A 25,815-nucleotide genomic window follows, 5' to 3' on the forward strand; every position below is an offset into this window, starting at 1 on the left:
GGCGGCAGATTGTGATCGTTCGCGCTCACGGGGCCTGAACGGTCATCCTCGTCGACTTCAATGCGGAGATGCGCCATGCCCGGACCTCAGGTGGAACCGGTCCAATCCTCGCCAAGTCAGCCGAGCGAGACCGATGTCGTCGTCATCGGCGGCGGCATCGTCGGAGCCGCGACGGCGCTGGAACTGGCCGAGCGTGGGCTGAAGGTGGTCCTTTGCGAGAAAGGCGTGGTCGCCGGCGAACAATCCAGCCGCAACTGGGGCTGGGTGCGCATGTCGCGGCGCGATCCGCGCGAGATTCCGCTGATGGCGGCCTCGATCCGCATCTGGGAAACCTTGGGCGAGCGGGTCGGTGCCGATCTCGGCTACCGCCAATGCGGCATCGTCGTGCCATTCCACTCCAAGGCCTTCCGCGCTGCAAATCTCGATTGGCTGCCGTATCTCGACGGCACTCAGATCCGCGTCGATGCGATCGATTCGGACACGATCGCGGAGATGTTGCCGGACATGCGCCTCGACTATGACGGCGGCCTTTATGCCCCGAATGACGGGCGGGCCGAGCCGCAGCGCGCGGCTCCGGCGATCGCCCGGGCGGCACAAGCCAAGGGCGCGGCGATCCTGACGAATTGCGCGGTCCGGCGGATTGATGTCGCCGGTGGACGGACCGCCGGGGTGATTACCGAAAAGGGCCGGATCGCCGCCGAACGGGTCGTGGTGGCGGGCGGGGCCTGGTCGCGGCTCCTCCTGCGCGACGTCGGCCTGACGCTGCCGCAGCTGAAGATCTTGAACTCGGTCTGCCGGACCGAACCGGTGCCAGACGGTCCGGAGATCACCGTGCGCGGCCCGGACTTTTCGGTGCGCAAGCGTGCCGATGGCGGCTACACCGTTTCGACGCTGGCCTCGAACATCTACGATTTGACGCCGGACAGTTTTCGCTTCTTCAAGGCCTTCGTGCCGGCGATGAAGATGGAATGGTCGGCGCTGCGGCCGCGGATCGGCAAGCGCTTCGTGCAGGAATGGCTCGACGCGCGCCGGCGCGGCGACGATCAGATCTCGGCCTATGAGAAGACCCGCATTCTCGATCCCGAGCCGAGCGTGGTGATGACCGACCGGGCGATCGCCTGCCTGGCCCTGGCCTTCGAGGCGTTCCAGAACGTCAAGGTCGCCCAGCGTTGGGCCGGTCTGATCGACGTGACGCCGGACGCCGTGCCGGTGATCTCGACGGTCGACAGCGTGCCCGGGCTGACGATTGCCACGGGCTTTTCCGGCCACGGCTTCGGCCTCGGGCCGGGCGCCGGGCGGCTGACCGCCGATCTCGTCACCGGCTCGACGCCGATCGTCGACCCGGCGGCGTTCCGCTTCTCGCGCTTTTCCGATGGCTCGAAGATCGTCCCGCTCACCGGCGTTTGAGCCGGGGGGGCGCCGCTTCTTTCGAAGACCATGAACGCGAAAAAGGCGACCGTCGCGGGCCGCCTTTTGGCGAAATCGGTGGGGTCAGCGTTCTGGCGCTGTCGCCGCGCGGCTTACTCGGCCGCGGTCTTGGCGGCTTCCTTTTCGGCCTTGGCCTTGTCGCGCGCCTCGGCGGCGACCTGACGGGCGTCGTCGTTCAGTTTGCGGGCGCGGGCATTGGTGGCCTCGACGATACGGGCCGACTTGCCGCGGCGATCGCGCAGGTAATAGAGCTTGGCGCGGCGAACCTTACCGCGGCGCACGACCTCGACCGATTCGAGCATCGGCGAATAGACCGGGAAGACGCGCTCGACGCCCTCGCCATAGGAGATCTTACGAACCGTGAAGTTCTCCTGCAGGCCGGATCCCGAGCGTGCGATGCAAACGCCCTCATAGGCCTGCACGCGGGTGCGGGTGCCTTCCGTCACGCGGACGTTGACGCGCACGGTATCACCGGCGGAAAAGGCAGGAACCTCGCGGATCGCTGCGATGCGGGCGGCCTCGGCGGCCTCCAGTTCGGAAATGATGTTCATGGCATAGCCTCAATTCGTTTCATGCCGGAGTGACTTGCAACCCGACATGGCCGCCGTGACGGTCAGGTTATTCTGAGGAAATCGGGTGCGCTCATATACGTCTTCGGCGCGTTTGTCACTAGGCGATGCTGTGGATTTGCCGTCAATTGCGGCTGATCATGACACCAATCATGACAATTGTGCGAGGATCATCAAGAGCACCGAGATGGTGATTGCGACAACGAGGGTGAAAGCGCCGTTCCAGACCAGGCCGACCCGGAGCGCCGTGGTGTGGCCGAGACGGCCGATCAGTAGCGTTGTCGCGGTGAAGGGCGAGGTCGCGCCGGCCAGCGCCCAACCGGCGGTGATCGCGGCGACAAGCAGATTGGGGGAGAGGCCGAGACTGGCCGCCGAGGGCAGCAGCGGTGCCGCCATCGATACCGACAGAATCGGATTCATGCCAAGCTGACCGAGCAGCGGTACGATCCACACCGGCGCGATCACGACGAGCCAGACCGGGACAACGCTGAGATCGAGGACATGGCCCGCGGCGAGCGGCTTGATCAGCGCGGCGCCGAGCGTGCCGATGATGCCGGCCATGACCAGCAGCACGATTTCCGAGCGATAGGACGGAAACTCGACCAGCGCCATCCGTGCGAGCCGCCGCCGCGTCTCCGAAGGATAGCCGGCCTCATAGGCGATCCAGGCGACGGAGATCAGCGGCACGAACAGCATGACGATGGCGATGATGCGCAGCCCCGTCAGCCATTCCAGCGTGCCGACCCCGACGAACAAGAGCAGCAGCAGGCCGAGGAGCGGCGCGAGATCCCGATAGCTGCCGACGGGCTTCGACCGGGCAGGCCTCGGGCCGGACAGCTTCGGTTTGAAGATGGTGTCGAGCGCCCAGCCGACCACGACGAAAACGACGGCAAAGAAGATGGCGTAAGGCGCCGTGCCACTCCAGCTCGAGTCGGCGATGATCGAGGTGGTGATCGCCGTCGCAAAGGCCAGCGGCGACCAGCACAGTGAGGCGCAGAAGCCACGCTGGACGGCGAGCAGCATGCGCCGGTTGCGGATTTCGCGGATCTCCACGTTCTGTTCCCGGCCGGCGATCGCCTCGGTCAGGCCGCCGAGCAGGGTGATCGCGCCGTAATTGAGGATCAGCGCGAAGAGATGGCCGCCGATGGTCAGCGCAAGGTAACGCTTACCCGGCGGCTGGCTGGCCAGGAACTGGCCGCAACGCTCGATCGAGGGCGAGGCGGATGCGGGTGTTCGAAGGCTCGCCAGTGCGATGAAGAAGGTGGCGATGAACGCGCCCTGTTCGAGAGCCTTGGCGATCACCGCCGGCCAGTCGTCGAGAAAGACGACGGCAAGGGCCACAAGGATCAGGCCGATGCCGACGAAGACCTGCCGCGACCAGTGCGCGACGGGGGTGGCAATCGCCAGGAAGGTCAGCAGCCCCGCCGCCGCAATCCAGCCGGCGATGCCGAGCTGAAACCATTCGCGGCAGACCGTGGCCGCCCCGATGACGAGGAGAATGACACCGAGAAGCTTATCGAGCACGGGCTGACCCAGTCGGGGAAGAGATGGACGGTGCCGGTTGCCCAAAGGGCATGAGGCGGGGGTGGTGTAGATAATGCCCTCGCTGGCTTGCGCAAGCAGAGCGACGATCCGCCTGACGATGCGTCTGCGGATTGCGATCGCGCCTCGCCGGGGCTATCACCCGGCCATGTCGCTGACCGTCGCCGCCTTTTATCGTTTTTTGCCGCTGGATGATCTCGGCGTCCTGCGGGAGGACCTCCGCGTTCTGTGCCGCGATCTCGGGCTGCGTGGGACCATTCTGATCGCGCCGGAGGGCGTCAACGGCACTGTAGCGGGGCCGGAGGCGGGGATGGACGCGCTGCTCGGCGGACTGTCGGCCCGCTTCGGCATCAGCCGTGACGAACTGCGCCTGTCGAGCGCCGAGGATTGGCCGTTCGCGCGGATGAAGGTACGCATTCGCCCGGAGATCATCACCCTGCGCGATGCGAGCGGCGACCCCTTGGCCAAGACCGGCATCCCTGTCGCGCCGAAGGATTGGAACGCGCTGATCGCCGATCCGGACGTGCTGCTGCTCGACACCCGCAACACTTACGAGACCAAGGTCGGCATCTTCGAGGGCGCGGTCGATCCGCAGATCGAGCAGTTCACCGATTTCAAGCGCTTCGTCGAAGACCAGCTCGACCCGGCCGCAACGCCGAAGATCGCGATGTTCTGCACCGGCGGTATTCGCTGCGAGAAAGCCTCTGCCTTTATGCTCGAGAAGGGCTTTGCCGAGGTCTATCAGCTGAAGGGCGGCATTTTAAGCTATCTGCAAGAGGTGCCGGCCGAAGAGAGCCGCTGGCGGGGCGACTGCTACGTCTTCGACGGCCGGGTGGCGCTCGGCCACGGCCTGGCCGAGACCTTATGGACCGCCTGCTTTGCCTGCGGCGCGCCGCTGTCGGCCGAGGATCGCGCCGCGCCAAGCTTTGAGGCAGGCGTTGCCTGTCTCCATTGCGCCGGCACCAAGAGCGGCGAGGAAACCGCCGCGCTGCGCGAGCGCCATCGCCGCATTACCGACATTGCCTGACTCGGACGGCAAAGGACCAACGGCGGACGCGGATCGTGCGATCCCGCCCGCCGCTGGCTTGAGCGGCAACCCATTGGCGCATTCAGGGCGCAGCCCTTCGAACGCCGGGCATCTCAGCCGCCGATGGCGCTTTTCGGGTCGGCGAGGTCGTAGCCGAGGGCGTCGGCGACGGCGCGGTTGGTGACTTTGCCGCGATGGACGTTGAGGCCGGCCATCAGATGCGGATCGGCGTTGAGCGCCGCGAGGCCGTGATCGGCGAGCGCCAGACCGAAGGGCAAGGTCGCATTGTTCAGCGCCATCGCCGATGTCACCGGGACCGCGCCCGGCATATTGGCGACGCAGTAATGGACGATGCCGTCCACCTCAAAGGTCGGCTCGGCATGGGTGGTGGCATGCGAGGTTTCGAAGCAGCCGCCTTGGTCGATCGCGACGTCGACCAGGACCGCGCCCTTCTGCATGCCCGACAGCATCGCTTTGGTGACGAGCTTCGGCGCCGCGGCGCCGGGGATCAGCACCGCGCCGATCACCGCGTCGGCGGCGAACACCTCCTCTTCCACCGCCGTCGGCGTCGAGAAGCGGGTGTGGACGCGGCCGGCGAAGAGATCGTTCAGCTCGCGCATGCGTGGCAGCGAGCGGTCGAGAATGGTGACATCGGCACCCAGGCCGACGGCCATCTTCGCGGCTTCCTTGCCGACCACGCCGCCGCCGATGATGACCACCTTGCCCGGTGCAACGCCCGGCACGCCGCCGAGCAGCACGCCGCGGCCGCCCTTGGCCTTTTCCAGTGCATGCGCCGCGGCCTGGATCGACAGCCGGCCGGCGACCTCGGACATCGGTGCCAGCAGCGGCAGGCCGCCATGGGCATCGGTCACCGTTTCATAGGCAATAGCGGTGACGCCGGAGTTCAAAAGGCCCTCGGTCTGCTTCGGATCGGGGGCGAGATGCAGATAGGTGTAGAGCAGTTGGCCCTCGCGCAGCTGCGCCCATTCGCCGGGCTGCGGTTCCTTCACCTTCACCACCATGTCGGCCGTGGCGAAAATTTCCGCCGCGTCGGCAACGATCCTCGCGCCAGCGGCCTCGTAGTCGCTGTCGGCCGCGCCGATACCGGCACCCGCGGCGGTTTCGATCAGCACCTCGTGGCCGTGGGCGACATATTCGCGCGCCGAGGCCGGCGTGAGGCCGACGCGATACTCGTGGTTCTTGATTTCCTTTGGGCATCCGACGCGCATGACGAGCTCCTTCCCAGATAGCCATGGGAGTTGTTTGACGCTCAAAAGAGAACGTCGGAACGCCGGCAACGTCCGCGCAATTCTCCGTGTGGCGATCGGCAGAAATGCAATTATCTTGCGTATAATGGTCTATTTGTGCAAAGAATCGGCGCATGTCCGCTCTCGATCGCTTCGACCTTGCCATCATGCGCGCCTTGGGGCGCGAAGGGCGTCTGACCGTCGCCGCTCTCGGCGACAAGGTCGGCCTATCGGCCTCGGCCTGTTCGCGCCGGCTGGAGCGGCTGGAGGCGACGGGGGCGATCAAGGGCTATCGCGCCCGGCTGTCGAACCAGGCACTCGGCCATGCGGTGACGGTGATGGTGGCGATCACGCTCGCCGGCCAGAGCGAGCGGCAACTCGCCGAATTCGAGGCGGCGGTACGCCAGTGCCCGAACGTGCTGGCCTGCTTTCTGATGTCCGGCGAGGCCGACTACATCCTGCGCATCGCGGCGCGGGATCTGGAGGACTACGAGCGCATCCACCGTCGCTATCTTTCAGCCTTTCCGCATGTGGCGCGGATCAATTCGTCCTTCGCGCTGCGCGAGGTGCTCGACCGCGACAGCGTGCTGATCGACGCGCTGTCTTATTGATCCGACACATCGTTCGGCCCGAAAATCGACTCCGATTTTCGCGCCGATGCTGCGAGGCTGGATCGAGAGCTTAGCCTTCGATCTCGGCCTTGAGCATTGCGAGGTCGAGCCATTCGTCCTCGGCCTGAGCGAGGGCGGCACGCTTGTCGTCGATCAGCCGGGCCAGCGTGTTGAAGCGGTCGGGGTTCTTCGAAAACAGCGCCGGATCGGCCATTTCGCTTTCGGCCTTGGCGATCGCCGCTTCCAGCTCGGCGATGGTTTTCGGCAGGGTTTCGAGGGCGAATTTCTGCTTGTAAGAGAGTTTGGCCGACCCGGCCGCCTTGGCGGGCGCCGCAGCCTCGGCCGGCTTGCCGCTGGCGCCGCTTGGCGCCGCCTTCTTCGGCGTTTTGGCGGCGGCTGCCTGATCGCGCTTTTGGGCGAGCATGTCGCTGTAGCCGCCGGCATATTCGAGCCAGACGCCGTTCTCGGCCGGCGAGATGACGCTCGTCACCGTGCGGTCGAGGAAGTCGCGATCGTGGGAGACGAGGAGGACGGTCCCGGGATAGCCGGCGACGAGTTCCTCCAGAAGATCCAGCGTCTCCATGTCGAGATCGTTGGTCGGCTCGTCGAGGACGAGGAGATTGGCGGGCGTTGCCAGGGTCTTGGCCAGCAGCAGCCGCGCCCGCTCGCCGCCGGAGAGCTGGCCGACCGGGGTGCGAACTTGTTCGGGCGAGAACAAAAAGTCCTTCAGATAGCCGACCACGTGGCGCGGCTCGCCATTGACCATCACCTGATCGCCGCGCCCGTCGGTCAGCGCCTCGGCGACACCGACATCGTCCTTCAGCGCGGCGCGCTTCTGGTCGAGAAAGGCGCGGTCGAGATTGGTGCCGAGGCGCACCGTGCCGCGATCGGGGGCAAGCTCGCCGATCAGCATCTTCAGGAGAGTCGTCTTGCCGGCGCCGTTCGGGCCGACGAGCCCGACCCGGTCGCCGCGGGCGATGCGGGTGGAAAAATTTTCGACCAGCACGCGGCCGTCATAGGCCTTGGCGATATTCTTCGCCTCGATCACCAGCTTGCCGCTTTCGCGGGTCTCGCCGGCCTGCATGGTGACCTGGCCGACGGCTCGGCGCGCGTCGCGGCGCTCCTGGCGCAGGGCATGGAGTTCGCCGAGGCGGCGCTGGTTGCGGGTGCGGCGGGCGCTGACGCCGTAGCGCAGCCAATGCTCCTCGCGCACGATCTTGCGATCGAGTTTCTGCAGGTCGCGCTCTTCGTCTTCGAGCACCTTGTCGCGCCAGCCCTCGAAAGCGGCAAAGCCCTCGTCGAGCCGCTTGACGCCGCCGCGATCGAGCCAGACCGTCGAACGGGTGACGGTCTGCAGAAAGCGCCGATCGTGGCTGATGACGACCAGCGCGCTCTTCATCTGGCGGATTTCGTCTTCCAGCCATTCGATGGTCGGCAGGTCGAGATGGTTGGTCGGCTCGTCGAGAAGCAGGATGTCGGGCTCCGGGGCGAGCGCCTTGGCCAGCGCCGCGCGTCGGGCTTCGCCGCCGGAAAGGTTGGCCGGCGACATGGCCTCCGACAGCCCGAGGGAATCGATCAGGAAGGTGACGCGATAAGGATCGTCGGCCGGGCCGAGGCCGGCAGAAACATAGTCGCCGACGGTGGCGAAATCGCCGAAATCCGGCTCCTGGGCGAGATAGCGAAGAGTGGTGCCGGGTTTCAGGAAGACCTCGCCGCGATCGGCCTCGACCTGGCCGGCGGCGATCTTCAACAGCGTCGATTTGCCGGAGCCGTTGCGCCCGACCAGCGCGATGCGATCGCCGGGCAGGACGTTGAGTTCGACACCCGACAGAAGCGGGGTGCCGCCGAAGGTGAGCGCGACGCCGTCAAGGCGCAGGAGCGGAGGAGGAGCCATGGCGCGCTTCTACGCGGGCAAGCGCTGCGGGAAAAGCGGCAAGCGCGATTTGCGGCGAAATTGTCCGTCCGTGCGATGCTCGTGCGGCCGGCCAGGGGCAAAAGGCGGTTGCGGCGGCTTTACTCGGCCGGCGCCGGATGGCCGCCAGCTTGATCCGCGCCACCGTCTTCATGCAGGGCTTGCGCGGCTTCGGCTTCCGCTGTGGCGACGTCGCGGTGCAGCTCGGCGCTGCGCTCCGACACTGGCTTGAAGAAGCGGCCGAGGATCAGATAGGCGACGGGCGTGACATAGAGGGTGGAGAAGGTCGCAAGCCCCAAACCGCCGACGATCACATAGCCGAGCGCGACGCGGGCCTCGGCGCCGGCGCCGGAGGCAAAGACCAGCGGCACGCCGCCGACCACCGTCGCCACCATCGTCATCATCACCGGCCGCAGGCGGATCAGCGACGCCTGTTCCACCGCCGCCCGGACGCCGAGGCCGCGTTCCCGGAGCTGGTTGGCGAATTCGACGATCAAAATGCCGTTCTTGGCCATGATTCCGACCAGCAGGACGAGGCCGATCTGGCTGTAGAGATTGAGGCTTTCGCCGAAGAAGGAGAGGGCGAAGATCGCGCAGGCGATGCCAAGCGGCACGGTGGCGATGATGATTACGGCCGAGATGAAGCTCTCGAACTGGGCCGCCAGCACCAAGAGGACGACGACGATGGCGAAGCCGAAGACCAGCGACAGGCTGCTGTTGGTCTCGGTCAGCGTTGCCGCCTCGGCCAGCGGGATCAGCCGCTGATCGGCCGGCAGAATGGTCTTGGCGAAGCTCTCGGCGTCGTTCCAGGCATCCTGGATCGCATAGCCGTCGGGAATCGCGGCGGTGATCGCCACGGCGCGGCTGCGGTCCTCGCGCTCCAGCGTCGGCGCGATCGGCTTTTCCTCGATCGTCGCAACGGTGGACATCGGCACGATCCGGCCGTCGGAGGCCTTCAGGAAAATGTTGCTGAGGTCGCTCGGATCGTTGACCGGATCATTCGACGAGATCAACCGGATCGGCACTTCCTTGTCGCCGATATAGGTTTCGCCGATCTTGCTGCCGTCGAGCATTGCCTGGATGGCCGTTGCCAGGCCGTCGATGTCGATGCCGAGATCGGAGGCGCGGGCGCGGTTGATGACCACCGACAGCTGCGGCTGGGTGGCATCGTTCGACAGGCGCACCGTGCCCCAACGGCCATCCGCCTGCATGGCGTTGACGAGCTTGTCCGCGCTGGCCGCCAGCGCGTCGAAATTCTGGCCGGCGATGGCAAATTGCAGGCCTCGGCCGCCGCCGCGAATACCGAGCGAGTTCGGCTGGATGGCAAAGGCCCTGACGCCGGGGATCTGACGCACCTTGCCATTGATCTCGGCGACGATCTGTTGCTGCGAGCGGGCGCGGTCGGCCCAGTCGGCAAGGCTCAGCACCATGAAGGCGCGGTTGACGCCGCCGCGCCCGGTAATGGCGAAGACGTTGGTCGCCTCGCCGCCTTTGACATAAGGCAGGAGGATATTCTCGACCTTACGGACCTGCGCATTGGTGTAGTCGAGGCTCGCCCCCTGCGGCCCGTTGACCATCATCAAGACGACACCGCGATCCTCCGACGGGGTCAGCTCCTGCGGCATGGTCTTAAAGACGGCGTAGGCGCTGAAGGAGAAGAGCGCCGCGGCGGCAATAACGATGACCGGAAAGGCCAGGCAGGCGCGCAAGGTGACGGCGTAGAGCCCGGCGAGCCGGCTGCCGATCCAGCGCATCGTCTTGGCAAAGATCCCCGGCCGGCGCTCGTCCTCGCGGGCTTTCAGGAAATTCGCGGCGAGCATCGGGCATAGGGTGAGGGCGATGAAGGAGGAGATCACCACCGCGGCGGCGAGCACATAGCCGAACTCGCGAAACAGCCCGCCGGCTTGACCGGGCAAAAACGAGATCGGCACGAAGACGGCGGCGAGTGTCGCGGTGGTCGAGACGACGGCGAAGAACATTTCGCGTGCGCCGATCACGGCGGCGGCGCGGGGCTTGGCGCCCATGTCGCGCCAGCGCACGATATTTTCGAGGACGATGATCGCGTCATCGACCACCATGCCTGTCGCCAGCACCAAAGCGAGGAGGGTGAGGATGTTGATCGAGAAGCCGGCGAGATAGATGAAGCTGACGACGCCGATCAGCGCGATCGGCATGGTGACCGCTGGAATGATCGTCGCGCGCAGATTGAGCAGGAAGAGGAAGATGACCGCGACGACGATGAGCACGGCAAGGCCGATGGCCAACTCGACCTCGTGCAGCGCGCCGTTGATGAAGATGGCGTCGTCGCTGGTCACCTCGACATGCACGCCGGCGGGCAGGGTGCGGTTGAGATTGGCGACCTCGCGGTGCACGCCCCGGGAAATGTCGAGGGTCGAGGAGCCGGCCTGGCGGACGATGCCGAGACCAATGCCGGTCTCGCCGTTGCGCCGGAGCTGCGAGGCCGCCTCGTCGGGGCCGAAGCGCACCGAGGCGACATCGCCGAGCCGGGTGCGTTTGTTGAGATAGATGGCCTCGAAGGCGGCGGGCGTGTTGACGTTGGCGTCGGCGCGCACGATCAGTTGCTGGCTCTGCGAGGTGAGGGAGCCGGCCGGAACGTCCAGCGCCGCGTTTTGCAGCGCGGTCGCGACATTGCCGATGGTCAGGCCGCGAGTGGCGAGCTTGTCGGGATCGATGTCGACATAGATGAGCTTTTCGCGTTCGCCATATTCCTGAACGTCGGCGACACCGTCGACCGCGGCCAGCTGATCGGCGACGCGGTCTTCGACGAGGGTGGTCAGATCCTCGATCTTCATGGCCTTGGCGGTCACCGCGAGCCGCATGATCGGGTCGGCGTCGGCATCGGCCTTGACGACGCGGGGCTCGTCGGCGCCGTCCGGCAGCGAATTGGCAATGCGGCTGACGGCGTCGCGCACGTCGCTGGCGGCGACGTTGAGATCGGTCTTGTCGGTAAATTCGATCGTCACCCGGCTGGTGCCGAAGCTCGACCGCGACGACATCGATTCGATGCCGGTCACTCGGGCGACGGCGCTTTCGATCTGGCCAGTGACCTGACGGTCGATCGTCTCAGGGCTGGCGCCCTCGAAGGTGACCGTGACGGTGACGACCGGGCGGTCGACATTCGGCAGCTCGCGAACTTCCACCGCCTGCAGCGCGGCGAGACCTGCGACGACAATCAGAATGTTGAGGACGATGGTCAGGACCGGGCGGCGAATGAACAGGCTGGTGAAGGCCGTCAGTCCATCGATGCGCTGATGTTCGCTCATTCGCGGTCCGTCGCCGGGCGCTCGTTCTGCGCGTCCCTCGCCGGGATCTCATGAGCCGCGGCCGCGTCGACGAGGCGGGTGCCGCCGCCCACGGCTTCGGCGGCGGAGCGCTTGTCCTGGCCCGTTTCGGCCTTGGCGGCATCCTGCCTCCTGCCGGCAGCGCCGGCGACCGGCGATTGCGTCTCCGGCGTTTGGCCTTCGATCCGCACCTTCACCCCGGGGCGCATCGACTGCAGCCCCTCGACGACGACTGGATCGCCGACCTTCAGCGCCTGAGAGGCGACCAGCACCCGGTCGATATTGCGTTCGACGATCGTCACCGGCGCCTTCTGCGCCTTGCCATCGACGATCTTCCAGACCAGCGGGCCGTTGCGCTCCCACACGACCGACAGCGGATCGACGGACAGGTATTCCTCGCCATCGAGGGAGAGCGAGACGGTGAATGACATGCCGGGCCTCAGGCTGTCGGCGGAATTGTCGATCATCGCCTCGGTGCGCAAGGTTCGGCTGGCCTCGTCGAGGCGGCTGTCGATGGCGCTGATATGGCCGTTGAAGGTCTTGTCGGGCTGGGCGGTCGGGACGGCCCGGACGGGGGCGCCGATCTTCAGTTCGGAGACGAAGCTTTCGGGGGTGTAGAAGACGACCTTGATCTCCTGGCGGTCGTCGACTTTGGCGATCACCGTCTGGGTGTTGACGAGATCCCCGACATTGACCGAGACGATGCCGATACGGCCGGCGATTGGCGCGCGGATCGTGCGCTTGGCGAGCGCCAGCTCGGCGGATCTGAGATCGATCTTGGCGTTGTCGCGTTCCCGCAGGACGTCGTTGACCTCGACGCTGGAGATGGTGCGCGACTTGTTGAGCGTCTGATAGCGCGAGAGTTTGGCCTCGGCCGCATCGAGGGCGATGCGCGCGCGATCGACCGCGAGCTCTTCGGTGGTGTGTTCCAGCACAACCAACGGCTCCCCGGCCGCGACCTGATCGCCGGATTTCACGGCGACCCGCTCGATGATCCCGGTGGTGTTGTCGGGATAGACGGTGACCGAGCGCGCCGCCTCACCGGTGCCGATCGCCCGCATCGCCGTGCGGGTGCGGCCGGTCTCGACGGGATTGGCGACGACGAGTTGCGGCCCGTCAGCAAATCCATGCCGGCCGCGACCGCTTCTCGTGGCGGTCGCGACGTCCCGGGGGGCGGGAGCGAGCCAGGTAATCGCGCGACGCATCGGATCGGGCAGCGAAAGTCCGGATGCCAGCAGAGCCTGACCCGCCGCGGGCTGAAGCTTGAGATAGGCGGCGCCCATCCCAATCAGCACGATGACAGTCACGAGGATCTGCCGGACAATGGCCATCAAATGCGGGTCTCCGAAAACAAGGTCGGTTCAACAATTTCGCCCTGCAGCATAGCGGACATTCCGGCGAATTTGCTTTCACGATGTTACGAAGTGTAATGGCGGTGCGCTCCGCCGGTCGACCTTGACGCGAAGAAGGCCCACCTTGCGGCGGGCCTCCATATCCGGCTCACGGTCGCGATCGGTCGTTGACGATCGCGACTTGGCTTTCGATCAGTTGTTCGCGGGCTTGGCCGCGTCCTGGTCCGACTGGCCCGAAGACATGCCCGCGCCGTTCGAGTTGGTCTCTTCCAGGCGCATGGTGTCGCGGTTCTCGGCGTAGGAGTCCTTCTTGTACTCCGGCGCGTTCTTCAACTGGTCCTCGGTGAAGTTCGTGTACAGGTACAGCTTGCCGCTCTTGTCCCGCATGAAGTTCAGATTGTCCATGCCGACAGCGACCGGCTTCTCGCCGATGCCGAGGAAACCGCCGACGTCGACGATGATCGCATCGACCTTGCCCTGCGCGTTGAGGGCGATGTCGCCGATCTCACCGACACTCGCATCGTTCGGGCCGTAGACGGTGGTGCCCATCAGGTCGTCAGCGGTCAGCTGAGCGTCGTCCGCGACCTTGGTCATGCCCTGGCGCTGGTCGCCACCGGTCGAAGCCGTGGTCGTGGCATCGCTCTGGTCGTTGGTCGCGTTCTGCGCGGCCTGCTGAACATTGTCACCGGCGTTGCCCAGCGCTTGGCCAGCGTCATTGGCGGCCTGCTCGGTCGCGGTGACGGCCTTGTCAGCGGCATTGTCGATGGCCTGGCCGGCATTATTCGCGGCCTGCTTGGCCTCGGTCGCAGCGTTATCCGCAGCGTTGTCCATGGCCTGACCGGCATTGTTGGCGGCCTGCTCCATGTTGGTGCCGGCCTTCTCCATGGCCGTCCCGGCAGCAGCGCCTGTCGCCGCGGCCATCTGGCCGTCCGACGGGGCCGGCTGCTCGGCATTTTGGCCGTCAGCGGCAGCCATCTGATCGGAGCGCTTGGCCTCGAACTTCGGCGCCTGCTCCAGCGCCTCCTTGGTCAGCGCGGCGACGAGACGCGGCTTGCCGTCCTCGTTCCGGCTGATCTGGAACTGGTCGAACGGTGCTGCCACTTCCTTTTCGCCGATGCCGAGGAAACCGCCCACGCCGACGACGACCGCATCCACCTTGCCCGACGAGGCGAGGACCAGATCATTGATGCCGCCGACTTCCTTGGCATCCTCGCCCGGACCCGAATAGACGTCGGCGCCGATGATGTTTTCGGTCAGATACTGATCGGCACCGACGCTCGCGGGATACTGGCCGGCGCTGCCCTCGGCGGTCGCGGTCTCGCGATCGGTCTTGCCGGCGGCGGTCTGATCGCCTTCCTTGGGCGCCATCGCCTGCTGCGAAGCGTCGCCCGACGTCGTCATCGTGTCGTTCGAAGCCGAGGCGGTGGCGGAGGCATCGCCCGAGGCGGTCATGCCGCCGGCCGAGGACGCCGTGCTCTGCTCGGCCGCGGCCTTTTGTTCGTCCTTGGTCTGGAAAGTCGGAGCGCTGGCGAGATCCTGGTTGCCGCCGGTCAGGACCGCGCGGGGCTCCTTATTCTCGCCCATCGTCCAGCTGATCTGCTTGAACGGTACCGCGACGACCTTCGACTCGTCGTTCACGGTGGCGTTGACGACAGCCGCAACGACCGTCCCGCCGCTGCCGATGAGGAAGTTCTGGATATCGCCGATGGTCTTGGCGTCTTTGCCTTCGCCATCATAGAGCGATTTTCCGGTCAAGTTTGACGCAAGATACTCGTCGGCCGATAGGTTTTTTAGATAATTGCCCGAGGCCGAAGCCGAAGCCTGGGTCTGCATGTCGCCCGTGGCCGCGCCCGATGCATCGCCGGGCTGGGTAGCTGCCGGCTGCTGCATCTGTTGGTCGGTTTTCTGCGTATCCTGAGCCAAAGCCGGAGCCGTCAGGAATGCGGCAATTGCCGTTGTTGCGAGAAGCTTGCGGATCATTGTGAAAAACCTTCGTCTATTAAAGCGATAGACCGGCCGCGCGACCCGTCCAAACTGGCTCGGGCCGCGCGGCTTTGGATGGTAAACTAACTGCTTGGCTAGCGTTCGGTTCCTTTGGATCCGTTTTATCTTTCTACTCTGGTATTCGACCTAAAAATAAGTTCGTATTGCTATCAGGCGATGCTGAGCGTGAGCGCGCCGAAGATGAAAAGCAGCAGAAGTCCAACAAGGACAATGAAGATCAGGATCTTCGCAAGACCCGCCGATACGCCGGCAACGCCACGGAAACCGAGAAGGCTGGCGATCGCAGCGACGATCAATAAAATAATGATCCATTTGATCATGATTCACTCCTGTGCAAAGGCGATGGCGCGGGATTGACCGACAGGTCCATGATCCCCGCCGCTGATCTAGGGCCGTCTGCCGCAAAGGCGATGAGGCAGGGCGTGGAGGCCGGTCGCGGCTGTCCAAGGCCACGATCGTCATCGCCACGCTGTCGCGGCGATGACGGCGGATGCCGCTGTCGACTTCCGACAGGCCCGTCCTAGCTGATCGGCATCACGCGCCACATTCTCGGCGCTTCGTTTGGGCGATGGTTTCCGCAGATGCGAATATTGGCGCTTCTCAACCGCGATGGCGGCACCTTGAAGACCACCGATCTCGACTGGCTTTCCGCGCTGATCCGCGACGAATTTCGCGTGCATGGCCATGCGGTGACGGTCGAGATCTGCCCTGGGTCTGAGATCGTCGAGGCGATCGAGACGGCGGCCCATCAAGACGATGTCGAGGTGCTTCTGGTCGGCGGCGGCGACGGCACCGTTTCGGCGGCGGCCGCAGCGCTGTTCCAGCGCGACAAGGCGCTTGCCATTCTGCCGGCGGGGACGATGAATCTTTTTGCCCGCACGCTGCAGATCCCGCTCAATCTGGAAACGGCGGTCAAGGCACTGGCCGGCGGTACGGTGACGGCGGTCGACGCTGCCACGGTCAACGGTCAGCCCTTCATCCATCAGTTCGCCGCCGGGCTTCACGCCCGCATGGTGCGCTATCGGGAAAAGATCACCTATGGCTCGCGGATCGGCAAGATCTGGGCGACGACGCGAGCGGTCGCTTTGGCGCTGAAGCGGCTGCCGAAGGTTGAGTTGGTGGTCAAGGTCGATGGGCGGACCGAGCGTCTGAAATGTTCCGCGATCGCCATTTCCAACAATCTCTACGGCCCCGGGCACTTGCCTTTCGCGGATAATCCGAAGGGCGGTGTGCTCGGCATTTATATCTGCACCGAGCGCAACATTCGGCGGGTCGCCAAGCTGACGCTGGATATTTTGATGGGCAACTGGCGGCGCAATCCGCACCTCGTGGTCAAAACGGCCACGCGCCTCGAACTGGCCTACAGCGGCAAGACCAATGCCAAGCGGGCGGTGCGCGATGGCGAACTCGACTCGCTTGACGAACTCTCCACGGTGGAGCTGCATCCGCTGGCGCTGAACGTGCTGGTGCCGGCTGAGGCGACCTTCCTCGATCAGATCATCGAGGCGCAGACCGCGGCGATGCCGGGCCGCCCGTAGTGGTTGTCGAGCGTCTGGGGGCGGTGACGGTCGGGCCGTGTCGCCGATAATCAAGTTATGGGGAAGGTGCTGGCGAGGCCGTCAGCCTGCCAAGACGCACAAAGGACGCGCGATCTGATGGCGTCGACATCTGATGGCGTCGACGCATCGGTCCGAAAATCGAGTCCAATTTTTCGGGCCTATGCTGGAGCGGGCTCGTTGAGACCGCGCCGGTTCAAACCACAGGCTGATCGTGAGCGCGACCGCCGCGTCAGTGGTTGCGCAAGGCCTTGATCAATTCATCTTTGGTCATGGACGAGCGACCGTCGATGCCGATCTCCCCGGCGCGGCTGAAAAGCTCGTCTTTGGTCCATTCTTCGTAAGGCGGCGCCTTGCCGCCCTTTTGCGAGGGATGCATGTCGGGATTGGCCTTCGCGTTCGAGATGCGTGCCGCTTTCTCCTTTGAATAGCCCTCGTTTCGAAGGCTCTCGTAAAGGTCGGGATCTTTCAGCGACGGGTTCGTGCTGACGGGTCTCGTCTTGGCCATGACTCAACCTCCTACCATGATGCGCCCGGCGCGCCAGAATGGGACGGCGAGCCGGGCGGCGACGGCAGGGGCGCATCGGTCGCGGTCGGCGCGCTTACTGGGCAGTGCCGCTCTCGGTGCCGGCCGCACCGTTCGCGCCGTTGTCGCCGCCCGGTGCGACAACCGTGTTGTCCTGAGTGGCGGTTCCGGTCTGCGGCGCTGTCGTTTCGGTGGTGGTGGTGGTGGTGGTGCCGCTCGCGTCGAGCGAGGGCGCCACATCGTCGTTGCCGAAGACCTCAAATCCGATCAGCGCAATGGCGCACAGCGCTAACGCCACCACGAGAACAATCAGGACCGGAGTTCCGCGGCGACCCTGGCGGGCGCTTTCCTCTTTCAGTTTCGTCACATCGTCACTCCCTATCGGTGGGCGGCATCGTTGATCGGCCGGCCGATCTGGTTTGATCGTCTGGTGTCGCCGGACGCTCCTGTTGAGGGCGCAGCTCGTCGAACGCATCCCCGTTCCAAAGCCGCGGTGCTGTAAACGCAACGACCTTGGCCACGAACGCGCCGAGGCCTGCTGCCGTTCCCGCGACCTCGGCGCGCGCGTCCGGCATCAATCCGAGGGGCGGGGGGCAGGATGTCGCCGTCTCTGACGTCTGGTGCGCGCGGCAACCCAGGCAGACGCGATGAAAACGGTCGATGTTGCCGCTCGCCGGTCCAGCTAGAGCGCTCTGCATCCGATCGGACGCAGAAAGGTCGCTCTGACCCTTTCAATCGACGCATCGTGCTTTGCCGAAAATCGATTCCGATTTTCGGGCCGATGCTGTGGGCGGCCGGCTCACCTGGAGCATGGCGCTGAAACATTGCATGACATTTGGGATCACATCATGCGGCAAAACAATGGCTTGGAGCGGATTCGTGATTTCGGTTGATCGCATTCCGTCCGAGAAACGGCGGCTCAATAGCCGCCGCGATCCTGAGACCGATAGGTCGCAATCGCCCGCCAGACCGCCCAGCCGACGGCGCCGGCCACCGGAATCGCCAAGAGCTTTTTGTTACGCTTGGCCGACTGGAACAGAAGCGGCGCGTTGGACAACGCGGCAACGCCCGCGATCGACGCGATGTCGCGCTGCAGGCGGTCGTCGGCGCGCTTCCTCGCCGGCCGGCGCACGACGATCGTGGCGATATAGGTGAGGATGATCAGCACCAGCAACACGCCGGCAAAGCCGAGCGAGGTCCAGAGCGGGCCATAGATGCCGGCGAGCCAGACATAGAGGGCGCTGAGCAGATAGCCGATCATCAGGATGGCGAGCACCGCCATCACCGCGTAAAGCATCAGCAGCTTGCGAAGACGGGCGACATAGACGCCCGCCTCGCCGGTCACCAGCTTGGCGACGAGTTGCCAGATCATCAGGCCTTACCGGAACAGACGCGCATAGAGATAACCGACGCCGGCAGCGATCAGCACGGCCTTGATCGGCTCAGCACGGATTCGCTCGCTCATCTCCTCTTCGAGATCGGAGGCGGCATCCTGGGCTTGGCGCAGATACTGTTCGCCGCGCTGGCGCACGTCATCGCGCAGGGCGTAGGCCTGACGCCGGACGTCGTCGGCGCCATGGCTGGCGAGGCTCTTCACCGCATCGCTCAAGCCTGCGACATCTTCGCGCAGACGGCCGAGCTGCTCTTCGAGATTGGCGCGGTCGGCCTGGGTCTTGGGATCCTGACCTGGGGTGCCGAACGAGCTGCCGGGGGTCTGTGCGTTATCGGCCATGTTGTCAGCTGTCATCGATCTATCCGTTTGTCTTCGAGTTATTCGCTTTGCCGCGTCGGCAGTCATGTTGCCCGTCTTTCGCGCCGCGCGCCGGTCTCAACCGATAAGCGCGGCGGGCCCATAGCGGTTCCCGCTTGCGGGCGGCAAATCGCGTATCGGATCAGGCGGCCGGCGCGACGCCGATGATCTGCGACGAGATCGAGTCCGGCCCGTAATCGCCATCGCCCTCGACGCCGAGAATTTCCGCGATGCGCGTGCGGGCGCGCGACACGCGGCTCTTGATGGTGCCGACGGCGCATTTGCAGATTTCGGCGGCTTCCTCATACGAAAAGCCCGACGCGCCGATGAGGATCAGCGCCTCGCGCTGGTCGTCCGGCAAAAGCTCCAGGGCCTTGCGGAAATCCTGCAGGTCGAGATGGCCCTGCTGCTCGGGATGGCCGGCGAGCTGCATCGCGTGGATACCGTCCACATCCTGCACTTCACGGCCCTTCTTGCGCATTTGGGTGTAGAACTCGTTGCGCAGAATGGTGAAGAGCCAAGCCTTCATGTTGGTGCCGGGCTGAAACGTGTGCTGTTTGTCCCACGCTTTGACCAAGGTTTCCTGAACGAGGTCGTCGGCCCGGTCGAACGAGCCGGTGAGCGAGGTGGCAAAAGCGCGCAAATTAGGAATGATTGTAATGAGTTCTTGACGGAAATCGAACTGCTTACTCATAAAATCGATCACTCCCGATTGTTCGATTTCGATGCCGACTCGGCCTTATCAAGCGCGTCCAGCAGGCTGAGAAACCGATCCGGGACCGGTTCGCTTGCGACGTCGTCGTAATAGGCCTTGAGTTGGCGTCCGATCGCTGCGTTGATTCCCAGACCGGGAGCCGGTTGCAACGACTTTGCGGCTTGACCAGTCTGCACGTTTCTGTCCTCTTTCTCGCGATCGCTCATCGATGGTCTCGATACTGATGCCAGCCGCTGCCGCGACTGGAACTGGGATTGCAATTCGTCATTCTGTTCCTGAGCGTTTGAAGTGGCTTGCGCAGAGAGATAAAACGCCGCGGTGATCCCTCAAGTCGTCGCATCGCAACGGATGCATTTTTCTTCAGGGTCTTCACAGCCCGCAAGCTGTGTCCCATGTATCGGATAACTCGCGGCGTGCAGCCTTGTTCCTTGTCCCGGGAACGCCGCCGTCGCAAATGTCGTTAACGTTCGAATGTCTTGCTCGCAGGACACGAGGGGAGTCTAAATGTCGATGTCATCCCGCATAGCGCCGCACATTCCCTACCTGCGCCGCTATTCTCGGGCCCTTACCGGTTCGCAGGCCAGTGGCGATGCTTACGTGGCGGCCGTGCTTGAGGCGCTGATTGCGGATCCGTCGCTGTTCCTTGAGGATCAGTCTCCTCGCATTTCTCTCTACAGGCTGTTCTCGTCTCTCTGGCAGTCGCTCGACGTCAATGTGCGCGAGGACGTCCAGGCCTCTGCCTGGGAGGAGCGCACAGCGCGCAATCTCAAGGCGATCGCGCCGTTGCCGCGCCAAGCCTTTCTGCTGGTCGCGGTCGAAGGCTTCACCAGCGAAGAGGCGGCGCTGATCCTTGGCGTCGATCAGACACGATTCTCCGAAATGATCGATCAGGCCGGTGCCGACATCGGCCGGCAGGTTTCGACCAACATCATGATTATCGAGGACGAGCCGCTAATCGCGATGGATATCGAACAGATGGTGGAAAGCCTGGGGCATAACGTCACAGGGATCGCCCGCACCCACAAGGAAGCGATCGCGTTGTTCGAAAGTCAGAGCCCGGGTATGGTGCTCGCCGACATCCAGCTTGCCGATGGTAGCTCCGGTATCGATGCCGTGAACGATATTTTGGCCAAGGTCTCGGTTCCAGTGATCTTCATCACCGCATTTCCGGAGCGGCTGCTCACCGGTGAGCGTCCGGAGCCGACCTTCCTGGTGACAAAGCCGTTCAATCCCGACATGGTGAAGGCGTTGATCAGCCAAGCGCTGTTTTTCGAAAGCGAGAGCCGCGCCGCCGCCTAATCGGCCGCCTGATCGATCGTGCCGACGCCTGGGCGTTAGCGTGATCCGGGGGGGCGCGGCCGCAGCTTTGCGCGCATCGCCCGCCGCCTTCGAGCGCGGTAACGTCGCTGCAAGGAACGTCGATTTAAGGTCTTGGCTACGGAACTTCTCCTTTCGCGCGGCATTTCAGTGATGGTCCAGGAGAAGATCGTTTGCGTTGCTGCGACGGGCTTTTGGTGGGTGGGGTATCTTGCTCCTCCAAAGCCTGTCGCCATCCGGTGCGCACAGGATTTCGTCGTTGTGAGCGTCATTTAAATGTTGGCAGAAAAAATCTTGCGAGCGGTTGGAAACACGGAGATGTCTGTGTTTGCGCAAGATTTGGAGTTGCGTTATTCCTGGGTGGCGAACTCGCGCAATTCGTGGCTCTGCAATGCCGGCGATGGGATGTGCGACGCCGATATCCTGCCGCAGACAGCTGCCGAGCGCGCTTCGGAAATGAAGCGTCAGGTGCTGCTTAAACAGCAGCCGCTACGCTATGAAATGTCGGTTGCGCAGGGCAGTCAACTGCGCTGGTACGACATCTGCCTCGATGTCGACCGCGACGAGACCGGCGAAGCGTGCGGAATCATCGGAACCTCCTTCGACATTACCGACCAAAAGCGTCGCGAAGAGACGCTGAAAACCCTGTTGCGCGAGCTGTCGCACCGCTCGAAGAACCTGCTCGCGATCATCCAGAGTCTGGCCAGTCAGACCGCCCGGCATTCCTTGACCGTGCCGGAGTTTCTGGTGCGCTTTCGCGGGCGGATCCAATCGCTCTCCTCGTCGCAAGATATCGTCACCGATGCCGACTGGCGTGGGGCGGACCTGGAAAGCCTGGTGACGACACAGGTCGAGCGCTATGCCCCGGACGGCATGGACCAGATCGATTTCCGTCCGATCGGCGTCTATCTCTCTCCAACAGCCTCGCTGCACGTGGGGCTGGCATTGCATGAACTTGCCGTCAATGCCGCATCCTACGGTTCTCTGTCTGTGCCCGGCGGCAAGGTGGTCATCGATGCGGCCTTTCAACGCGGTGAAAGCGAGAACGTTCTCGTCATCGACTGGCGCGAGATCAATGGCCCGCGGGTGCGCGCCGAGCGCGACGCCCGCTTCGGTACGTCGACCCTGGAGCGGATCGTGCCCAATGCCGTGGGCGGCGAGGCGCATCTCGAATATCGGCCGGAAGGCATCCGCTACACACTGACGGTGCCGGAAGCCCAGTATGAGGTTATGCCCCGCCCGGCCGAGGCTTGAGGCGGTCTGCATTCGGTCAAGCACGCCGCGTCTTTGCTGTTCACGATCGGGGCGTTGATCGTTTAGATTGACTTTGCGGTTCGGCGATGTCGCTGCGTAGCTTCGCTTGGCGCGAAGCCCAACGCTCGATTGATCTGCCAAGTTTGCGTTTCTTCATCATCGACTTCGGCGCAACCGTTTCACATCAATGTGACGTTAGTGTTTTCTTGTTGTGGGAACCGAAACCCGCCTGTGCGTATTATCTTCGCAAAGGAGAGGCGGAAATGGAACACGTTGCCGCATTCATGTTGCTGGTCGGCTGCTCCGGCGATATTTCGGTTTGCAAAGAAATTCCGGTGCCTTCTCCGGCTTATGAGACCGTTGCCGCATGCCAGCAGGACCTGCCGCTGCAGATCCGCCTGAGCAATTCGTCCGACAGCCGGGTTCTTGGGGCTTGTAAAGCCGTTTCGGAAGATGTTTTCCAGCAATCCGCGTCGCTCGACTGGTCGGTGTCGCGAAATGGTCAGCTGGCGATTACCTTTGAGACGGAACCAAGTCTCGTCGCCTCGCGTTAAAGTCCGGCCTCGCAATAAAATTGGGCGGGAGGGTGCCTGCAGGTGGTGACGCCGAAGAACTGGGCCCTATAACGTTGGTGAATGGGGACGTCACGTAAATGAGTGAGACAAGCGACATGATTCGTAAACTTTCCTTTGCAGCGATCGCCGTTGCGACCATGCTGGCCGCCGGTTGCACGACCGAAGATCGCTACACGGGCGGTGGCGCCCTCGCCGGCGGCGCTGTCGGCGCCCTGGCAGGCCAGGCGATCGGCCACAACACGGAATCGACTCTTGCCGGTGCGGCGATCGGTGCGGGCGTCGGCGCAGTTGCCGGCAATGTCATTGGCCGTTCGCAGTCGCGCCCGGGTTACTGCCGTTATTCCGACGGCAACATCTATCGCTGCCCCCGCGGCTACTGATTGCCGCATCGCTTCAGCTCGCGCCGCGTCAATTGGATGCGCGTGCTTTAGCGAGACGACAAATTCATGATAAAACCCCGCCCAACGGCGGGGTTTTTTGTTGGGGCATTGGTGTCGGCGGGTTTGATGAAGATGCGGTTGGAGAGGACAGGGGCGGCATCGGCGCCGGGTGACGATATGGCCGCGGCTCCGGCTATCGGACTGCGATCGCAGCGGGCGCGCCGTATCGGGCTGATGTTGCTCATGGTTGGATTCGGCGGGCTGGCGGGCTGCACCAAGGGACCGCTGCCACCGGTTTTTGGGGCCGTTTTCGGGCTCGAGAATGCCGAAAGCGTGCCATTTCGCTCCGGCAAAGTCGGTGAACCGGGTGTCGAGCCGGGCGATCGCGTCATCGGGCTTGCGGCCAACGCGCCGGGTCAATGCATCTATCGGCGCGCAGGATCAGGCTACCGCTATCTCGCCGCTTGTCCGGAAGGCTATGGCGTCTGACCGGGCGCGCTCAGCTGCCGTCGGGCTTGGTTCGAAGCAGCGCCACGAAAGCGTCTCGATAACCGACGTCAGCGGGGTCGAGGGCGAATTCGATGCGGATCAGCCGGCTGCCACGGGCGACCTCGAAGCCGTGGCGATCGACGGTGGCGATCCGCCAACCCGCGCCGCTTTCGCCCGCCATCGCAGCCATCAGATCCACGGCATCGCCGTGGTCGGCATTCATATGGTCGCGCGCGCGAAGCGCCAGCGCCGGCAGATTGGCGTCGACGGTGTCGACGAGGTCGTCCGGCTGAAGCTCGAAGGCCTTGGCGAAGCCACCATTCAGCGAGGCGCCGGTGGGCGCGAGCGCCAGAAAGCGGAAGTCGGGAAAGTCCACATAGAGTTCCGCCTTTGGATGGCGGGCGAGAAAACGCGCACGAATCGGGGCGGTGGCGGGATCCTCGCGAGACAGGGGGCTCGCGGCGGCGAAGATCGTCATGCGGGGATGGGCCAGAGGATCGCCCTTGCCGCTATCGCCGACGAGCACCGAGCAGCGGGGATCTGCGGCGAGCGCCTTGGCATGGAGTGACAGGCCGGAGACCAGGATGATCGGCTGCCCGGCAAAATCGGTGGCGACCAGCGCGCGGCTGACGGCCGGCATGCCGTCGAAGGGGCGCAGCACGCCGAGGGCGCCGTCGCGCGCCGTCCGGATCAGGCGGCGAGCCAGGCGACGGGCATCATCATCGACCGGCTGCAGCAGCGACGGCGGCTTCGGTCCATCGGCCCCGGTGCCGCTTGAGGCGCCGGCTTGGCCGGCGATATCGCCTGGGTCGTCGATCATGACCTCATTCCTTTCGCGGGTTGTGCCCTTTCGAGGGGGCCGGCACGCCCCATCGGCCCATCGATCTTCGCATCATGTCTGCGCCGCAACCCGACGTTGGGCAATTGCGGTTCAAACCTGGCGCAATTTTTTGGACGCCGGCGCGCTCGCACGATATCTCGAACGTCATCTCATGATTTTTTTTCGGAGTTTGAAACCGTGTCCGACGATTTGAAAGCACGCATCTATGCCATCCTGCGGGCGATGACGCCCCCGGATGGCAAGGCCGACATGGTGACGCGCGGTCTGGTTTCCGACATCTTCATCGCAGACGGCAAGGCATTTTTCTCGCTGACGGTTCCGGCCGAGGATGCGCAGCGCTTCGAGCCGTTCTGCCGCGAGATCGAGACAAAAGTGGCGACCCTTGACGGTGTTTCGAAAGCGATGGTGGCGCTCACCGCGGAGAAGGTGGCGGGAATCCCGGCGCCGCGCCATTCCGCGCCGCAGTCATCTCACAAAGCGAAAGACCGACCGAGCACCGTCCGTCGTTCCGGCCCGGCGCGCGCGGGCATTCCTGGCATCGAGCGGATCGTCGCCGTCGCTTCCGGCAAGGGCGGTGTCGGCAAGTCGACCACGGCGGTCAATTTCGCCCTCGGCCTCGTCGCGGCGGGACTGAAGGTCGGTCTTCTCGACGCCGACGTCTACGGCCCGTCGATCCCACGGCTCCTTGGTCTCAGGGACAAGCCGCGGGCGGCCGGCGCACGCACCATCCGGCCGCTCGAAGCCTATGGCCTCAAGGCGATGTCCATGGGGCTGATGGTCGACGAGGACACGCCGATGATCTGGCGCGGGCCGATGGTGATGTCGGCGCTGACCCAGATGCTGCGCGAGGTCGAATGGGGCGAACTCGACATGCTTGTCGTCGATATGCCGCCGGGCACCGGCGATGCCCAGCTGACGATGGCGCAGCAGGTGCCGCTTGCCGGTGCCGTCATCGTCTCGACACCTCAGGATCTGGCTCTCATCGACGCCCGCAAGGGGCTGGCGATGTTTCAGAAGGTGGACGTGCCGGTGCTCGGCATCGTCGAGAATATGAGCTATTTCGTCGCACCCGACACGGGCAAGCGCTACGATATTTTCGGCCACGGCGGCGCCAAGGCCGAGGCCGCGCGGCTCGGTGTGCCGTTTCTTGGCGAAGTGCCCATCGAAATGGCGATCCGTGAGAGTTCCGATGCCGGTCGGCCGGTGGTCGCGAGCGATCCGGAGGGGCCGCATGCGGCAGTCTATCGGGCCATCGCGGACAAAGTGCTGGCCGGTCTCGATGGGGGCGCGGCGGCATCGCGGGCCCCGCGCATCGTTTTTGATTAAATGGTCAAAACCGGCTTGCGTCGAAGCCTTAAAAGCTGTCGGATGGGCGCAGTGAGCGGACGCCAAGATCTGCCCCATCCTGACAGGAGGCA

The 25,815-nt window shown here is 64.5% G+C and carries 25 protein-coding genes; 10 read left to right on the top strand and 15 right to left on the bottom strand.

All coding sequences use genetic code 11. The features are described from left to right. Window positions 1-75 precede the first annotated feature (75 nt). Entirely contained in the window at window positions 76-1,407 is a 1,332-nt protein-coding gene (locus J1C48_RS15500) for an NAD(P)/FAD-dependent oxidoreductase (RefSeq protein WP_207258909.1), read from the top strand. Between the two features lie 113 nt (window positions 1,408-1,520). Here the strand turns inward: J1C48_RS15500 and rplS are convergent, their stop codons facing one another. Together rplS and J1C48_RS15510 are read right to left on the bottom strand one after the other, a co-directional pair. Then, window positions 1,521-1,979, bottom strand: a complete 459-nt coding sequence (rplS, locus tag J1C48_RS15505; protein ID WP_207258910.1) for a 50S ribosomal protein L19 — start codon at window positions 1,977-1,979, stop codon at window positions 1,521-1,523. 168 nt (window positions 1,980-2,147) lie between these two features. After that, complete coding sequence (locus J1C48_RS15510; protein WP_231081829.1) at window positions 2,148-3,521, bottom strand: hypothetical protein; 1,374 nt, start codon at window positions 3,519-3,521, stop codon at window positions 2,148-2,150. Between the two features lie 118 nt (window positions 3,522-3,639). Here J1C48_RS15510 and trhO point away from each other — a divergent pair, with 118 nt between their 5' ends. After that, window positions 3,640-4,566, top strand: coding sequence for an oxygen-dependent tRNA uridine(34) hydroxylase TrhO (trhO, locus tag J1C48_RS15515; protein ID WP_231081830.1), 927 nt, complete (start codon window positions 3,640-3,642; stop codon window positions 4,564-4,566). 113 nt (window positions 4,567-4,679) lie between these two features. On the opposite strand, the gene ald is transcribed toward trhO, so the two are convergent. Next, a complete protein-coding gene (ald, locus tag J1C48_RS15520) occupies window positions 4,680-5,795 on the bottom strand; it encodes an alanine dehydrogenase (RefSeq protein WP_207258911.1) in 1,116 nt (371 codons plus the stop codon). 152 nt (window positions 5,796-5,947) lie between these two features. On the opposite strand from ald, the gene J1C48_RS15525 reads away from it, so the two are divergent. Beyond that, entirely contained in the window at window positions 5,948-6,424 is a 477-nt protein-coding gene (locus J1C48_RS15525) for an Lrp/AsnC family transcriptional regulator (RefSeq protein WP_207258912.1), read from the top strand. 70 nt (window positions 6,425-6,494) lie between these two features. On the opposite strand, the gene J1C48_RS15530 is transcribed toward J1C48_RS15525, so the two are convergent. The 5 genes from J1C48_RS15530 to J1C48_RS15550 form a co-directional block, all read right to left on the bottom strand. Then, on the bottom strand, window positions 6,495-8,318 hold the full coding sequence (locus tag J1C48_RS15530; RefSeq protein WP_207258913.1) for an ABC-F family ATP-binding cassette domain-containing protein: 1,824 nt from the start codon (window positions 8,316-8,318) through the stop codon (window positions 6,495-6,497). A 119-nt stretch (window positions 8,319-8,437) separates the two neighbouring features. Continuing rightward, complete coding sequence (locus tag J1C48_RS15535; protein ID WP_207258914.1) at window positions 8,438-11,620, bottom strand: efflux RND transporter permease subunit; 3,183 nt, start codon at window positions 11,618-11,620, stop codon at window positions 8,438-8,440. Then, a complete protein-coding gene (locus J1C48_RS15540; protein WP_207258915.1) occupies window positions 11,617-12,969 on the bottom strand; it encodes an efflux RND transporter periplasmic adaptor subunit in 1,353 nt (450 codons plus the stop codon). The genes J1C48_RS15535 and J1C48_RS15540 overlap by 4 nt, the downstream gene beginning before the upstream one ends. A 213-nt stretch (window positions 12,970-13,182) precedes the next feature. Next, entirely contained in the window at window positions 13,183-14,880 is a 1,698-nt protein-coding gene (locus J1C48_RS15545) for a PRC-barrel domain-containing protein (RefSeq protein ID WP_207258916.1), read from the bottom strand. A gap of 263 nt (window positions 14,881-15,143) precedes the next feature. Next, window positions 15,144-15,314, bottom strand: coding sequence for a DUF1328 domain-containing protein (locus tag J1C48_RS15550; RefSeq protein ID WP_207258917.1), 171 nt, complete (start codon window positions 15,312-15,314; stop codon window positions 15,144-15,146). A gap of 261 nt (window positions 15,315-15,575) precedes the next feature. On the opposite strand from J1C48_RS15550, the gene J1C48_RS15555 reads away from it, so the two are divergent. Further along, window positions 15,576-16,532 (top strand): diacylglycerol/lipid kinase family protein, encoded by a 957-nt coding sequence (locus tag J1C48_RS15555; protein ID WP_207258918.1) that lies wholly within the window; start codon window positions 15,576-15,578, stop codon window positions 16,530-16,532. 250 nt (window positions 16,533-16,782) lie between these two features. Here the strand turns inward: J1C48_RS15555 and J1C48_RS15560 are convergent, their stop codons facing one another. The 6 genes from J1C48_RS15560 to J1C48_RS15585 form a co-directional block, all read right to left on the bottom strand. Next, entirely contained in the window at window positions 16,783-17,058 is a 276-nt protein-coding gene (locus J1C48_RS15560) for a DUF7218 family protein (protein ID WP_207258919.1), read from the bottom strand. Between the two features lie 94 nt (window positions 17,059-17,152). Further along, window positions 17,153-17,443 carry a hypothetical protein gene (locus J1C48_RS15565; protein ID WP_207258920.1) on the bottom strand — a complete coding sequence of 97 codons (291 nt, stop codon included), beginning with the start codon at window positions 17,441-17,443 and terminating at the stop codon, window positions 17,153-17,155. A 552-nt stretch (window positions 17,444-17,995) separates the two neighbouring features. Next, complete coding sequence (locus J1C48_RS15570; RefSeq protein ID WP_207258921.1) at window positions 17,996-18,448, bottom strand: hypothetical protein; 453 nt, start codon at window positions 18,446-18,448, stop codon at window positions 17,996-17,998. Between the two features lie 6 nt (window positions 18,449-18,454). After that, window positions 18,455-18,823, bottom strand: a complete 369-nt coding sequence (locus J1C48_RS15575; RefSeq protein WP_231081831.1) for an ElaB/YgaM/YqjD family protein — start codon at window positions 18,821-18,823, stop codon at window positions 18,455-18,457. Between the two features lie 145 nt (window positions 18,824-18,968). Further along, window positions 18,969-19,520, bottom strand: coding sequence for a sigma-70 family RNA polymerase sigma factor (locus tag J1C48_RS15580; protein WP_207258922.1), 552 nt, complete (start codon window positions 19,518-19,520; stop codon window positions 18,969-18,971). Between the two features lie 8 nt (window positions 19,521-19,528). Further along, a complete protein-coding gene (locus J1C48_RS15585; RefSeq protein ID WP_207258923.1) occupies window positions 19,529-19,747 on the bottom strand; it encodes a NepR family anti-sigma factor in 219 nt (72 codons plus the stop codon). 298 nt (window positions 19,748-20,045) lie between these two features. Between J1C48_RS15585 and J1C48_RS15590 the strand changes: the two genes are divergently transcribed. The 5 genes from J1C48_RS15590 (at window position 20,046) to J1C48_RS15610 (ending at window position 23,556) form a co-directional block, all read left to right on the top strand. Further along, window positions 20,046-20,840, top strand: a complete 795-nt coding sequence (locus J1C48_RS15590; RefSeq protein ID WP_207258924.1) for a response regulator — start codon at window positions 20,046-20,048, stop codon at window positions 20,838-20,840. A gap of 336 nt (window positions 20,841-21,176) precedes the next feature. Next, window positions 21,177-22,112, top strand: coding sequence for a PAS domain-containing sensor histidine kinase (locus tag J1C48_RS15595; protein WP_231081832.1), 936 nt, complete (start codon window positions 21,177-21,179; stop codon window positions 22,110-22,112). 86 nt (window positions 22,113-22,198) lie between these two features. Further along, window positions 22,199-22,666 carry a hypothetical protein gene (locus J1C48_RS15600; protein ID WP_207258926.1) on the top strand — a complete coding sequence of 156 codons (468 nt, stop codon included), beginning with the start codon at window positions 22,199-22,201 and terminating at the stop codon, window positions 22,664-22,666. A 98-nt stretch (window positions 22,667-22,764) separates the two neighbouring features. Beyond that, window positions 22,765-23,067 (top strand): glycine zipper domain-containing protein, encoded by a 303-nt coding sequence (locus J1C48_RS15605; protein ID WP_246753899.1) that lies wholly within the window; start codon window positions 22,765-22,767, stop codon window positions 23,065-23,067. 243 nt (window positions 23,068-23,310) lie between these two features. Next, a complete protein-coding gene (locus tag J1C48_RS15610; RefSeq protein ID WP_207258927.1) occupies window positions 23,311-23,556 on the top strand; it encodes a hypothetical protein in 246 nt (81 codons plus the stop codon). 10 nt (window positions 23,557-23,566) lie between these two features. On the opposite strand, the gene J1C48_RS15615 is transcribed toward J1C48_RS15610, so the two are convergent. Next, window positions 23,567-24,376 carry a HugZ family pyridoxamine 5'-phosphate oxidase gene (locus tag J1C48_RS15615; protein ID WP_207258928.1) on the bottom strand — a complete coding sequence of 270 codons (810 nt, stop codon included), beginning with the start codon at window positions 24,374-24,376 and terminating at the stop codon, window positions 23,567-23,569. A gap of 198 nt (window positions 24,377-24,574) precedes the next feature. Here J1C48_RS15615 and J1C48_RS15620 point away from each other — a divergent pair, with 198 nt between their 5' ends. Further along, window positions 24,575-25,723, top strand: a complete 1,149-nt coding sequence (locus J1C48_RS15620; RefSeq protein WP_207258929.1) for a P-loop NTPase — start codon at window positions 24,575-24,577, stop codon at window positions 25,721-25,723. Window positions 25,724-25,815 lie beyond the last annotated feature (92 nt).

Origin of the sequence: Jiella flava (assembly GCF_017349315.1) — a bacterium.
Taxonomy (GTDB): domain Bacteria; phylum Pseudomonadota; class Alphaproteobacteria; order Rhizobiales; family Rhizobiaceae; genus Jiella; species Jiella flava.